Here is a 12,783-nt window from a genome sequence, read left to right as displayed (position 1 = left end):
CACTAATTTTGAAGCCACCTGATGGTAGCCAACACAGAAAAACAGGAGATGATAAGATTGTCCATCAAGAAACGAACTTCAATTACAGCCGTAACGCTGGTGTTTGCCATACTTAGTCCAATGTCTGCTATGGCTGCTCCGGTAAGTAACGTCAATGATGTTACGTACGAGATGACTAAAAAAGCAGTGATTGAGAAAGCCCAAATTCTTACCGAAACCTATGGCACAACAAGCGTACAGTATGCACTCATAGATGATGGTGAAATCGTAATTTCCGGGCAAGCCGGCAAGAATGACCAGAATAACACCGTACCTCTTACCGCAGATACGATCTATGGCATAGGTTCAACCAGCAAAATGGTAGTTACTACTGCTGTGATGAAGTTGGTAGATGAAGGGGAAATCGATCTGGATGTACCAGTCATACATTATATCCCTGATTTCAAAATGGAGGATGAACGTTACAAAGAAATCACAACGCGAATGCTGTTGAATCATTCCTCCGGACTCCCTGGAACTTCAAGCAGCAGCGCCATCCTGTTCGGGGATAACGATACGTATGCACATGATACATTGTTGGATCAACTCGCAACGCAAAAGCTAAAGGCAGATCCCGGAGCATATTCGGTTTACAGTAACGACGGCTTTTCGTTAGCCGAGATTCTGGTTGAGCAAATTAGTGGAATGAGTTTTACTGCATTTATGCACCGCTATATTACCGAGCCTCTGGGTATGAACAACACCAAAACGCCACAGGATCTGATTAGTGACAACAAAATGGCCATGACGTATTCAGCCCTGCATAATGGACAACTTCCACAGGAAAACACAAACATGATTGCTTCGGGAGGCATTTATTCCACAGCCGAAGACTTGGTTCAGTTTGCGCAAATTTTTACGGGTGAGGTCGAAGGGATTCTCTCGCATGAATCAGCAGAAGCGATGGCAGAAGAAGAATACAAGAATGGCTTGTGGCCGGAAGACGCAGATTCATCTATTTCTTATGGCTTGGGCTGGGATAGTGTAAACCTTTTTCCTTTCAATGAATACGGCATCCAGGCCGTTGCCAAAGGCGGAAATACGATTTCGTACCATTCCTCTCTGATTGTACTTCCCAAATACAACATGGCTGCAGCCGTTACTTCTTCGGGAGGAACAAGTACGACGGATCAATTGATTGCAACCGAACTGCTGCTTGGTGCACTTGAGGAGAAGGATATCATTACGGAACGAAAGCCGGATAAGTCATTTGGGACACCTGTAAGCGCAACGATGCCTAACGGGTTATCAGCGTATTCGGGTATCTATGGAGGGGGAGCCAGCTCGCTACTGAATATTGATGTGCAGGCTGATGGACAACTAATTTTGTCCTCGCCTTTAACACCGAATAGTCCTGAACAAAAGTACATGTATACGTCGGATGGAACTTTCGCCAACAACGAAGGTACGGAAAAATTAGCATTCGTTGAAGAGGATAACGGAAAAATCTATTTATGGTCACGCTCGTATCAATCCATGCCTGGACTTGGACAGATTGCTTCTTCCGAATACAAGGCTGAGAAGCTGGAAACGAGTGAATTGTCCCCGAATGTTGCGGCGGCCTGGCAGAAACGTGATGGCAAAAGTTACTTTCTTGTGAATGAGAAATACACTTCAACGGTATATGACAGTGCTACACCGATCATCCCGATTCACCTGTTTGACGAGGTGCCAGGCTTGGTATACACCAATACAATCCTAGATGCCAACCTCGCTGTGAACCAGCTGCAAATTCCCGGTTTGGCCGGTCGTGATACGATGGAATACGAATTCTTCAAGGAAAACGGAGTGGAATATGTCACAGCAGGGGGCAAGGTATACGCAAGCCAAGACGCGGTGAAGCCGCTCTATTCCGGAAATCAATCGAAGACAACGATCCAGGCGAACGGTTATGCCACTTGGTACTCGATCCCTGCGACAGCCGCAGGTAAAGTTATGACGGTCCAAATGCCTTCAAAAGGTGCATTTACCGTGTATAACCAAGCAGGTATTTCCATTAATCACACCGTGGTCAGCGGTAAAAACGAGGTAGTTCTTCCTGAGAATGGAATCATTGTTTTTGCTGGTGATATCGGTTCAGCATTTGAAATTACACTCACCGACAACACAAATTAAACGTTAAAAAAATAATATAACAGCCAAAAAGCCGCGCTTGCCGTGGTTTTTTGGCTTCAACTATTCAATAGCAGCAGTAAACGCAGAACAACTTGGATAAATTTCCAGCAAGAAAATGATTGTCAAATAAAAAGATCTATGATAATTTAATGTCTGTAACCGGTTACACATAAGGAGAACATAATCATGACAACAATCAAAGACGTAGCGAATCTGGCTGGCGTATCAGTAGCCACCGTATCAAGGGTCATCAATGACAGGGGTTATGTACATGCGGATACACGCAAAAAAGTAGAAGATGCCGTGAAGGCGCTTAACTTCTCCCCTAATGAAGTAGCTCGCTCATTATATAAACGTAAGTCCAAACTGATTGGTCTGCTGCTGCCGGATATTGCAAACCCTTACTTTCCTCAGTTAGCTAGGGGTGTAGAAGATCGAATGCAGGAGCAGGATTTCAGGCTCATTTTCGGAAATAGTGATGAGGATGAATCGAAGGAGCAGGATTACATCCAGACGTTTATCCAAAATAACGTAGTAGGTGTGATTTCATCCACGAACTACCCTCATTCTCCAATATATGAAAAATTAAAAATACCTGTTGTGTTTCTTGACAGGACTGCACTGGATAGTCCTTCTGTCTATGCGGACGGAAGAGAGGGCGGACGACTGGCAGCGAGAGAAATCATCAAGCGCGGTAGTCGCCGGATAACGGTTATGCAGGGTCCGTCACATATCAAGCCAGCACAGGATCGCTTCCAGGGAGCCATAGAAATTATCCAGGATGCCGGATTGGATTACCATGTGATCCAGACGACCTCGTTCTCTTTTAACGAAGCGGGATCATGGGCAGAAGAGCTGTTCAGCAAATTTGCTGACACGGATGGAGTCATTGCCAGCAATGACATTGCAGCTATGGCGGTACTGCATGAGGCTTCGCGAATCGGGAGAAAGGTTCCTGAAGATGTGCAAGTGATCGGATTCGACGACATTCCGATGAGCAGCCTGTTATCACCTGCATTGTCCACCATTCGCCAGCCTGCATACGAGATGGGCAGGGAAGCGGCGGGATTACTTATCGGGCTTGTGGAACAAGCTCCAATTGAGAACAAAAACATACAGATGCCCGTCAGTTTTATCGAACGAGGCACAACGAGAAAGGTGAATTCAGATGGCTAAAATATGCGTAATCGGAAGCAGTTCCATGGATCTGGTCGTTACTTCTTCAAGACGTCCTGGGGCGGGTGAAACCGTCCTCGGGGAAAGTTTCAAAACAGTACCTGGCGGTAAGGGAGCCAATCAGGCAGTTGCTGCTGCAAGACTGGGTGGTGAGGTAACGATGATTGGCCGGGTAGGAGACGATGCTTTTGGTCAAGACATTTTGAATAATTTCAAAGCAAATGCTGTAAATACGCAAAATGTGAAACCGGTTACACATTCAGAAAGCGGAACGGCTCATATCATATTGGCAGAAGGTGATAATAGTATCGTAGTCGTCGAGGCGGCAAATCGCGAAGTCACTCCTTCTTATGTAGATCTTGCGGCCGAGGTGCTTCGCGACGCCGATATCGTACTGATCCAGCAGGAAATTCCGGAAGAAACCGTTGTCCGTGTGAGCAGCCTGTGTGCTGAATACGGAACGCCACTGCTGCTTAATCCGGCTCCAGCGAGAACGGTGCCGCAGGAAGTCATTGACAATGCCGCCTACATCACGCCGAACGAGCATGAAGCCGAAATCCTTTTTCAAGGCATGAGTCCGGCTGAGGCATTGCGCAAATACCCAAACAAACTGTTCATAACGGAAGGCAGTAAAGGGGTTCGTTACTTTGACGGGGCGGAAGAAATCCTCGTGCCAACGTATAAAGTGGAGGCAGTGGATACCACGGGTGCAGGGGATACATTTAATGCTGCATTTGCGGTCGCCTTAGCGGAAGGCAAGCCGCTGCAGGAGAGCATCCGGTTCGCCAATCGTGCCGCATCGTTGTCCGTGACCAAGTTTGGAGCACAAGGCGGCATGCCGACGAGAGACGAAGTGGAGGAGAGTTTATCATGAAAAAAAACGGCATACTAAATAGTCACATTTCTAAAATACTATCTGATTTGGGTCATACGGACATGATTGCCATTGCGGATGCGGGTCTCCCCGTTCCGGAAGGGGTGCTCAAGATTGATGTGGCTTTGAAATTCGGAACGCCAAGTTTTCAGGAAGTGGTTGAACTGATCGCAGAAGACATGGTCATTGAGAGAGTAATTGTGGCAGAAGAGATCAAGGAAGACAATCCGGAAGCTCTGCAGTTCGTTACAGATAAATTTGGCAACGATGCCATTGATGCTTCCATCAACCACGAACAATTCAAAGCACTAACCCGGCAGGTTAAGGCGGTTGTTCGTACAGGTGAAGCTACACCCTATGCCAATTGCATTTTACAAGCAGGAGTCCATTTTGGTTAAAAGGAGGTTGCATGATGCATATTCAGATGCACAACATTCATAAAGCATTTGGCACCAACCAGGTGCTAAGCGGAGTGGATTTCGAACTGAGGGAAGGTGAAGTTCATGCCCTGATGGGTGAGAACGGAGCTGGCAAATCCACGCTGATGAACATTTTGATCGGACTTCACCAGCGTGATCAGGGAACGATCTCCATTGATGAAAAGGAAACCTATTTCGGCAGTCCGAAGGAAGCAGAGAAGTTAGGTATCGCATTTATTCATCAGGAGCTTCACGTTTGGCCCGAAATGACGGTGCTCGATAATCTTTTCATCGGTAAGGAGATGACATCTTCCTTAGGATTCCTCAATACAAAACAAATGAAAGCGCTCGCTTCAGAACAATTCGCCAAGCTGTCGGTACAAATCCCGCTCGAACGGCCCGCAGGAGAATGCTCCGTTGGACAGCAGCAGATGATAGAAATCGCCAAGGCGCTGATGACGGATGCGAAGGTCATTATTATGGATGAACCCACTGCAGCGTTAACGGAACGCGAAATTCAGAAGTTGTTTGATGTGATTACTGCACTGAAGAAAAACGGAGTATCCATTGTGTATATTTCTCACCGTATGGAAGAGATCTTCACCATCTGCGACCGGATCACGGTCATGCGGGATGGCAGGACGGTAGATACCCAGCCGATTCCTGAGACAAGCTTCGATGAAGTGGTGCGGAAAATGGTTGGACGGGAGTTAACCGAGCGCTATCCGGCCCGTAATCCTTCCTATGGCGAAGTTGTTCTGGAAGTGCGGGACGCAAGCATTAAGGGATTGTTCCAACATGTCAGCTTCAACGTAAGAGCAGGTGAGATTGTTGGTTTCTCCGGACTTATGGGTTCGGGGCGAACAGAGATCATGAGAGCGATCTTTGGTCTGGATACCCTGGACAGTGGAGAAGTCTTGGTCCGTGGCAAAAAAGCGAACATTCGTAAACCCTCGGATGCAGTGAAACACGGCATCGGGTTCATCACAGAAGACCGTAAGGATGAAGGGCTTGTACTGGACTTCTCGATTCGGGAAAACATGGCGCTGACCAATCTGTTCAGCTTCTCAAGTAAAGGATTCATTTCAGCTCCAAAAGAACAGGACTTCGTCGATACCCTGATCAAGCGTCTGCAGATCAAGACGCAATCTTCGGAGACAGCTGCGCGTAACCTATCAGGGGGCAACCAGCAGAAGGTTGTTATTGCCAAATGGGTAGGTATCGGACCAAGCGTGCTCATTCTGGATGAACCAACGAGAGGTGTGGATGTTGGAGCAAAGCGTGAAATCTATCAGTTGATGAATGAACTAACAGAACGCGGTGTCGCCATCATCATGGTATCTTCGGAGCTTCCTGAAGTACTGGGTATGAGTGACCGAATTGTGGTTGTGCATGAAGGGCAGATCAGCGGAGAGCTGGCCAGGGAAGAAGCAACACAGGAAAACATTATGACATTGGCCACAGGGGGACAGTGAAATGACAACAATGCAGAACAACAAAACAACCGGAACGGGATTCCGCTTATCGAGCGTAACACAGAAATTAGGACCGCTGCTTGGTTTAATCATTCTCATTATTATCGTATCCGTACTCAATCCAAGCTTCTTGGAGCCGCTTAATATCTTGAACCTGCTGCGTCAGGTATCGATTAATGCACTGATTGCCTTCGGTATGACCTTTGTCATTCTGACAGGCGGGATCGACTTGTCCGTTGGCTCCATCCTGGCTTTATCCAGCGCATTTGTCGCAAACATGATGTTATCTGGCCTGGATCCGATTTTGTCCATCATCATCGGGGTAGCACTTGGTGGTGTGATGGGTATGGTGAACGGACTCATGATTACGAAGGGTAAAATGGCTCCATTTATCGCAACATTGGCGACAATGACCATATTCCGCGGATTAACGCTTGTATATACGAATGGTAATCCGATCACAGGACTCGGGGACAGTCTTCTGTTCCAACTGTTTGGACGCGGCTATCTGTTGGGTATTCCGGTACCTGCCATAACGATGCTGATTACCTTCGTGATTCTATGGACGATTCTGCATAAAACGGCTTTTGGCCGCAAAACGTATGCTATTGGTGGTAATGAGAAAGCATCCATCATCTCGGGTATCAAAGTCACACGTGTGAAGATCATGATCTATTCCCTTGCAGGTATGCTGGCAGCTCTAGCAGGTGCAATTCTGACATCTCGTTTGAATTCCGCACAGCCAACAGCAGGTACTTCTTATGAACTGGATGCGATCGCAGCCGTTGTTCTGGGCGGAACAAGCCTGACAGGCGGACGCGGACGGATTGTCGGCACATTAATTGGTGTTCTGATTATCGGCGTGCTGAACAATGGTTTGAACCTACTCGGCGTGAACTCCTTCTATCAAATGGTGGTCAAAGGTGTCGTCATTGCGATTGCTGTCCTGCTGGACCGCAAGAAAACGGCTTAAGGGGAGAAACAATTATGAAAAAATGGACATTAACACTTGTAAGCATGATCATGATTATTGTTCTGGCCGGGTGCTCTCTGGAACCGCCTGAATGGGCAAAGCCGGACGGTGCCGGAAATAAAGGACAGAAGAAAATAGGTCTCTCGATTTCAACACTGAACAATCCGTTCTTCGTTTCATTGAAAGACGGAGTCGTTGCCGAAGCTCAAAAGCAAGGCATTGAGGTTATCGTGGTGGATGCACAAAATGATTCGGCCAAGCAGACCAACGATGTGGATGACCTTATTCAGCAGGGTGTTGATGCACTCCTGATTAACCCAGCGGACTCCGCGGCTATCTCTACAGCAGTTCAATCTGCCAACAGCGTAGGCATTCCCGTAATTACACTGGATCGTTCCGCAGACAAAGGTGAGGTAGCGGCTCTGGTAGCCTCCGATAATGTTAAAGGCGGACAGATGGCAGCAGAATATTTCGTTGAACAGCTCGGTGAAGGTGCTAAAGTCATTGAACTAGAAGGAGTGCCTGGGGCTTCCGCTACACGTGAACGGGGTAAAGGGTTCCACGAGGTAGCTGACCAGAAGCTTGACGTGGTTGCCAAACAGTCGGCCGATTTCGACCGCTCCAAAGGTTTGAATGTGATGGAAAACCTGCTGCAGGGAAATCCGGATGTACAGGCTGTATTTGCCCACAACGATGAGATGGCACTTGGTGCGATCGAAGCGATCCAAAGCTCGGGCAAAGACATTCCAGTGATCGGGTTTGACGGCAACGACGATGCAATCAAATCCATTCAGGACGGAAAACTGACAGCAACCGTCGCTCAGCAGCCGGTACTGATTGGCCAGCTGGCCGTACAAGCTGCTCTGGATGTCCTGGACGGCAAACAGGTGGAGAAGTCCATCCCGGCAGAATTGAAGCTGGTAACCAAGGAAAATGCAAACAACTAGTACTCGTGACATCCCGTTTTGGCTAAGCGCCAGGGCGGGATTTTTTTGTTCTGCTCGGTTCGGGTGTATGAATTGCCGAATTCACCTTGTTGGTAAGTTGGATTGGAGACATTCGAAGGAAAATGAAAAGTAGATGTACCGTAGATCGAATGAAGGATTAAATAAAGGAAATTGCTCCTTCTTAAAATAGATGTTGACCTAGAGTTAAATCGAAGTGGTACGGTAAAAATACTTACAACGCTATATAGGAAGAAGGGAGAGCGCCAATGAGCAAAGATATTTTTGAGAGAGATCGTTCAGGAGAAATCATTTCGATCAGTGACCCTGAGTTTTATAAAATTCCCGAAGCTATTGAACGTGCACAAAAGCTAATTGCAGAATTAAATTCGGGGTACCATGACACCAATAAAGTAAGGGACTTATTTAGCCAGTTAACCGGAAAAAGTGGATAAAACGTTTGAATTACTACCACCGTTCTACACCGATTACGGCCAAAACATCCGGGTGGGAAAAGAGGTATTTATCAACCAAGGTTGCACGTTTATGGATCGAGGTGGCATAACCATAGAAGATTATGTGTTGATTGCCCCTAAGGTCAATCTCGTCACCATCAATCATCCAATCTCGCCATCTCATAGAAGATCCACCGTTTCGACTCCGATCGTCATCAAAAAAAGAGCCTGGATTGCCATTGCAGCAACCATTATGCCAGGAGTAACCGTCGGTGAAAATTCCATTGTATCAGCAGGAGCGGTAGTAACAAAAGATGTGCCTGCCAACACCATTGTGGCTGGTATACCGGCAAAAGTAATAAAAACCATAGAAGAATAACCGATATGAAGGTGAGTTTTATTTAATTAAAAGCAAAATTCTCTCCCCTCGTAGCACTATATTAGCAGCGTTGTTCGTTTTTGGGGAGTGATTAATGAAAATAAGCCTAGACATAGGAGGAATCCTTTGTCTAGGCTTATTGGCTAATAGGGCTCACTCTATCAACAATCCCAAATAGCTAATCTTTGATCTAGTTGTATCGCCAACCTCCCATGCTGGTTGTCTGGATGGTTATTATCCGGCGGGGACTGTCTCCTTGAAGAACGGCGGCTTCACATCCAATGGAATGCAGCTCTTATATGTGGCACCTTTCGTACTTAATGCAAACTCGGCTTTGGCCTTGTCGATGATGCCATCAACGTTAAGGAGCAGGTCATACGCAGATAACGCCATCAGCTTGGCTGCGTAATGCATGCCTCTCATGCCGATGGAAGAGCCGAAGGCGGCGGTTGCCTGCCATGTGTGCACTTGGACGCCGGCAGGAGCGCACGTAGTCATGATCTGGCCCATTGGCACGATCCAGGAAGCGTCACCGATGTCACTGGAGCCCCCTAAGGACATTCCATAAGTCTGTTTGAGATTGAAGAAGCCGATAGGTAGGTTCTCCTTGGACGGAGTCATTGCGCTTCCGGTGGCAAGCACCTCGGGGTGAATACTTCCGCGAAGTTGAACGGCAAACTGCTCTTCCTCTTCCGTGAAGGACATCGGTCCGACGAATTCAGCCTGGGTGTGCATGAGGTCGTTGAGTGCCACATTCGGGAGTGTATCATAGCAGCCGGCACGAATAGCCCAATCCACACTTGTTTCGGTCATCATGGCGGCGCCCTGTGCTGTTTTGATCAAACGTTCCAGTAACTGGTCAACGGCCAGACGGGTTTTACCACGCAGAAAGTAGTAGACGCTTGCCTTGTCCGGAACGATGTTCGGCGCGAGACCACCGTTAGTGATCTGATAGTGGATTCGCGACCCGTCCGGCACATGTTCACGCATGTAGTTTGCACCTACATTCATCAGCTCGACGGCGTCCAGGGCACTTCGCCCAAGATGTGGTGCTCCGGCCGCATGTGCGGTCCGACCCGAAAAGAAAAATTCGACCGCCGTCAGCGCCTGCATGCTAAAATTGGCCGTCATGTTGGAGCTGCCGGGATGCCAGGTCAGCACGCTGTCCAGGTCGTCGAAGGCCCCTTCTCGTGCCATATATGTTTTCCCCGACAATAATTCCTCCGCCGGACAGCCATAATAGCGGATCGTTCCTGGTAGACCTTCCTCTTCCATACGCTTCTTCAGTGCAATCGCAGCCTCAACACCCGCGGTTCCGAGCAGATTGTGACCGCAGCCATGCCCTGGACCTCCTGCAACGATAGGGCTTTCCGTATAGCTGACTTCCTGGGACAGACCCGGCAGAGCATCGAATTCACCCAAAATGCCGATGATCGGCTTGCCATTCCCATATTCAGCGATAAATGCCGTGGATACTTCTCCGATATTCCAAGCAATGCTGAAGCCTTCCTTCGTTAGCGTGTCCGCTTGTAACGAGGAGGCGAAACGTTCCGTATATCCAACCTCCGGATGCTCCCATATCTTCCTAGCCATTTCGGTAAAGGTTGCAGAGTTATCATCAATCCAGCTGAGAATATCCTGTTTGCTCATCAGGGCTTCAACTCCTTGTTAAGAATAGTTACATTTTAGCTCTCTTTATTGGCAAATACATTGTCTCATCCAACGATCTTTACAAGATTTTATTGTTTGAATACACTATGAAATAAGAATGTGTGGTAGGAATTATTACATGAAAAGAGGGATGAATGTGAAAGATCGAGAGTTGAGATCGAATTTGGAGGCTTGGATGAAATCTTCACAGTATGGCCTATGGGCACGTTCTGGATCAGAAGCTCCTTGGCGCCGCTGGAGACGAGGAGAGTCTATTGAAGGGGTTGGGATCACTTCTCCTGGCATGGATCCGGAGCTGCAGGACGAACATGGCGACGGAACTAAGCGAATCCTGTTCAAATATGAAGAGCCACTGTGCCGGGAGGCGTTGCTTCTGTATCCCAAAGAGTTGGATCTTCAAGTCGATTGGCAGGACCGGTTGCATTGGATTATCCGGGAATGGTGGCTGGAAGAGCTTGTCATTGAGCGAAGCAGAGAAGATGAGTTATGGCTGCGCAGCCTCAGGGAGCTGACTTCTTCCCTAGATTTAAACGAGCTCCTTCTGCGTATCATGCACAGTGCCCTGAAGGTGATTCCTTCTGCGGATTGCGGTTTTTTCATGATGTTTAATTCGGAGTCGGGCAAGCTAGTTCCTAGGGCAAGCGTGGGGGTCGGAGAATCAATTTATGCGTTTAGGGTCCATCCGGGGGAAGGTATTACTGGGAAAATTTTTAACAGTGGAAAGGGAGAAATATTTTTGTCGCCGCCCTCTTTCATAAAAGCAATGGATAACGTGGCTATGGACAATATGGCGAGCTTGTCCCAAGCGTTTGAGGACTCTCCAGAAAAGGTGAACGCGGTCATGGCTGTTCCTGTAACCATGAACACAGACAAAATTGGGGTCATGCTCGTCCATCAAACTAAGAAGTATAAACAAATGGAAGAGCGCGATCTTCATCGGCTCCAAGGTTTCGCGGATCAAGCGGCGATTGCGATCGCTAATGCCCGTCTGTTCAACGAGCTGGAGGAAAAGAATCGCTATCTGACAAAGCGCAACGAGATCCACGATATTTTCACAAAATTATCCGTGGAAGGCAACGATTTGGGAATGTTCACGCAAACGATGAGCCGCATGATTGGCTTGTCCGTCCTCTTTGTGGATCTGGTCAAGGATGAATGGTATCCCCGTTCAGAGTCATCCCAATACTTCTCCGGGGAGAGGCTGCGCAAGTTGTTTAATAGCATAGCGACATATCAAACATTGGAGAGTCAAGATGAAAGGAAGCACTGTCTCTATCCGATCTGGAACCGTTCCATGCTACTCGGATGCTTTGTCGTCGAACTCGGGCGCCCTCTGGAGAGGCTCGATTATGTTGTACTGGAGCAGGGGAGCGCAGTCGTTGCCCTGGAGATGATAAACACGCACTCCCTGACCGAGATGTACTATCGTGGAAATCAGGAATTGTTCAACGAGATCGTGCTGCACCAGGAGCCGAGGCAGCTAGAAATGAAGCTCAAACGTTTCGGACTTTCCAATCACGCACCGCTGTTTGTCTGCATCTTACAGCTGACGGAAGAAAACTCGGATTCAAAGCGGCAGGACAGCGAGTTCCGCAGGCTGATCTCAGGGATAGAGAAGGAGGTTGGCCGAACAAACTTGCTGCTGTTCAGCGCGCAAGACAAGATTACGCTTCTTGCTTCCGCCGCCGATGAGCAGATACAAGACCGATTCGTGCAGAAACTTAGGTCGGTGGTGGATAATTGGTCCAGCTTACAGACATCTCTGTTGTTCGGTGGGGTGGGAGGGTTGTACATAGGGCTTGCGAACGTATCCAAGAGTAATGACGAAGCCAACCGTTCACTCGCTTACCTGATTCGGAGGGAGAGGCCGGGAATTATCCGTTACGGGGACATCGGCATTAACCGTCTGTTCATCAATCAAGATCCGGATGAAATCGAGACGTACGTGCGGGACGTGCTTGCACCGCTTCGCTCACAGCGCGGGCAATCGGGCGAGCTGGAGCGAACGCTCAAAACCTACATGGCCGCAAACCGTGCTGCAGGCCTTACAGCGGAGAAACTTCATATACATCCTAACACACTGTATCATCGGCTCCGCAAGATCGAAGAACTTCTTGGACTGAATCTGGACGAGCCGGACGAATGGCTGAAAATTTATCTGGCCTGCCATTTGAGCGACACTTAAACGGAAAATTTTAGCCAGGACTTTCTCCGAGAAGTCTCAAACTCCTGGAAACGGAAGCATGCGAAAAAATGTAGTAGC

General features: G+C 48.1%; 11 protein-coding genes. 10 read left to right on the top strand and 1 reads right to left on the bottom strand.

From position 1 onward, the window contains the following. Positions 1-48 precede the first annotated feature (48 nt). The 9 genes from AC3RCI_RS17540 (at position 49) to AC3RCI_RS17500 (ending at position 8,849) form a co-directional block, all read left to right on the top strand. Complete coding sequence (locus AC3RCI_RS17540; RefSeq protein ID WP_492529937.1) at positions 49-2,154, top strand: serine hydrolase domain-containing protein; 2,106 nt, start codon at positions 49-51, stop codon at positions 2,152-2,154. Between the two features lie 186 nt (positions 2,155-2,340). Next, positions 2,341-3,330, top strand: coding sequence for a LacI family DNA-binding transcriptional regulator (locus AC3RCI_RS17535; RefSeq protein WP_492472490.1), 990 nt, complete (start codon positions 2,341-2,343; stop codon positions 3,328-3,330). Next, positions 3,323-4,204: a ribokinase gene (gene rbsK / locus AC3RCI_RS17530; protein ID WP_336781947.1), complete on the top strand. Its 882-nt coding sequence runs from the start codon at positions 3,323-3,325 to the stop codon at positions 4,202-4,204. Before AC3RCI_RS17535 ends, rbsK begins: the two co-directional genes overlap by 8 nt. Further along, positions 4,201-4,602: a D-ribose pyranase gene (gene rbsD, locus AC3RCI_RS17525; protein ID WP_492472491.1), complete on the top strand. Its 402-nt coding sequence runs from the start codon at positions 4,201-4,203 to the stop codon at positions 4,600-4,602. Before rbsK ends, rbsD begins: the two co-directional genes overlap by 4 nt. 14 nt (positions 4,603-4,616) lie before the next feature. Further along, entirely contained in the window at positions 4,617-6,098 is a 1,482-nt protein-coding gene (locus AC3RCI_RS17520) for a sugar ABC transporter ATP-binding protein (RefSeq protein ID WP_492529935.1), read from the top strand. A gap of 10 nt (positions 6,099-6,108) precedes the next feature. Beyond that, positions 6,109-7,071 carry a ribose ABC transporter permease RbsC gene (gene rbsC, locus AC3RCI_RS17515; protein WP_371859932.1) on the top strand — a complete coding sequence of 321 codons (963 nt, stop codon included), beginning with the start codon at positions 6,109-6,111 and terminating at the stop codon, positions 7,069-7,071. A 14-nt stretch (positions 7,072-7,085) separates the two neighbouring features. Further along, positions 7,086-8,018: a ribose ABC transporter substrate-binding protein RbsB gene (gene rbsB / locus AC3RCI_RS17510; RefSeq protein ID WP_095357431.1), complete on the top strand. Its 933-nt coding sequence runs from the start codon at positions 7,086-7,088 to the stop codon at positions 8,016-8,018. 266 nt (positions 8,019-8,284) lie between these two features. Then, a complete protein-coding gene (locus AC3RCI_RS17505; protein WP_492525799.1) occupies positions 8,285-8,470 on the top strand; it encodes a hypothetical protein in 186 nt (61 codons plus the stop codon). Between the two features lie 91 nt (positions 8,471-8,561). Continuing rightward, positions 8,562-8,849 carry an LbetaH domain-containing protein gene (locus tag AC3RCI_RS17500; RefSeq protein WP_492525797.1) on the top strand — a complete coding sequence of 96 codons (288 nt, stop codon included), beginning with the start codon at positions 8,562-8,564 and terminating at the stop codon, positions 8,847-8,849. 234 nt (positions 8,850-9,083) lie between these two features. Here AC3RCI_RS17500 and AC3RCI_RS17495 read toward each other — a convergent pair whose 3' ends face one another. Continuing rightward, entirely contained in the window at positions 9,084-10,499 is a 1,416-nt protein-coding gene (locus tag AC3RCI_RS17495; protein ID WP_492525795.1) for an amidohydrolase, read from the bottom strand. Positions 10,500-10,695: 196 nt separating this feature from the next. Between AC3RCI_RS17495 and AC3RCI_RS17490 the strand changes: the two genes are divergently transcribed. Next, positions 10,696-12,705, top strand: coding sequence for a helix-turn-helix domain-containing protein (locus AC3RCI_RS17490; RefSeq protein WP_492525793.1), 2,010 nt, complete (start codon positions 10,696-10,698; stop codon positions 12,703-12,705). The last annotated feature ends 78 nt before the right edge of the window (positions 12,706-12,783 follow it).

Source organism: Paenibacillus sp. MT124 (genome assembly GCF_058792755.1).
The sequence above is the reverse complement of the archived record's forward strand: the minus strand, read 5'-3'. Positions and strand labels throughout refer to the sequence as shown.

Bases quoted from the DNA above. Each gene is read 5' to 3' on its own strand.
- AC3RCI_RS17490 (WP_492525793.1), top strand. From the start codon at position 10,696: ATGAAATCTTCACAGTATGGCCTATGGGCACGTTCTGGATCAGAAGCT.
- AC3RCI_RS17505 (WP_492525799.1), top strand. From the start codon at position 8,285: ATGAGCAAAGATATTTTTGAGAGAGATCGTTCAGGAGAAATCATTTCG.
- AC3RCI_RS17520 (WP_492529935.1), top strand. From the start codon at position 4,617: ATGCATATTCAGATGCACAACATTCATAAAGCATTTGGCACCAACCAG.
- AC3RCI_RS17500 (WP_492525797.1), top strand. From the start codon at position 8,562: ATGGATCGAGGTGGCATAACCATAGAAGATTATGTGTTGATTGCCCCT.
- AC3RCI_RS17495 (WP_492525795.1), bottom strand. From the start codon at position 10,499: ATGAGCAAACAGGATATTCTCAGCTGGATTGATGATAACTCTGCAACC.
- rbsD (WP_492472491.1), top strand. From the start codon at position 4,201: ATGAAAAAAAACGGCATACTAAATAGTCACATTTCTAAAATACTATCT.
- AC3RCI_RS17540 (WP_492529937.1), top strand. From the start codon at position 49: ATGATAAGATTGTCCATCAAGAAACGAACTTCAATTACAGCCGTAACG.
- rbsK (WP_336781947.1), top strand. From the start codon at position 3,323: ATGGCTAAAATATGCGTAATCGGAAGCAGTTCCATGGATCTGGTCGTT.
- rbsC (WP_371859932.1), top strand. From the start codon at position 6,109: ATGCAGAACAACAAAACAACCGGAACGGGATTCCGCTTATCGAGCGTA.
- AC3RCI_RS17535 (WP_492472490.1), top strand. From the start codon at position 2,341: ATGACAACAATCAAAGACGTAGCGAATCTGGCTGGCGTATCAGTAGCC.
- rbsB (WP_095357431.1), top strand. From the start codon at position 7,086: ATGAAAAAATGGACATTAACACTTGTAAGCATGATCATGATTATTGTT.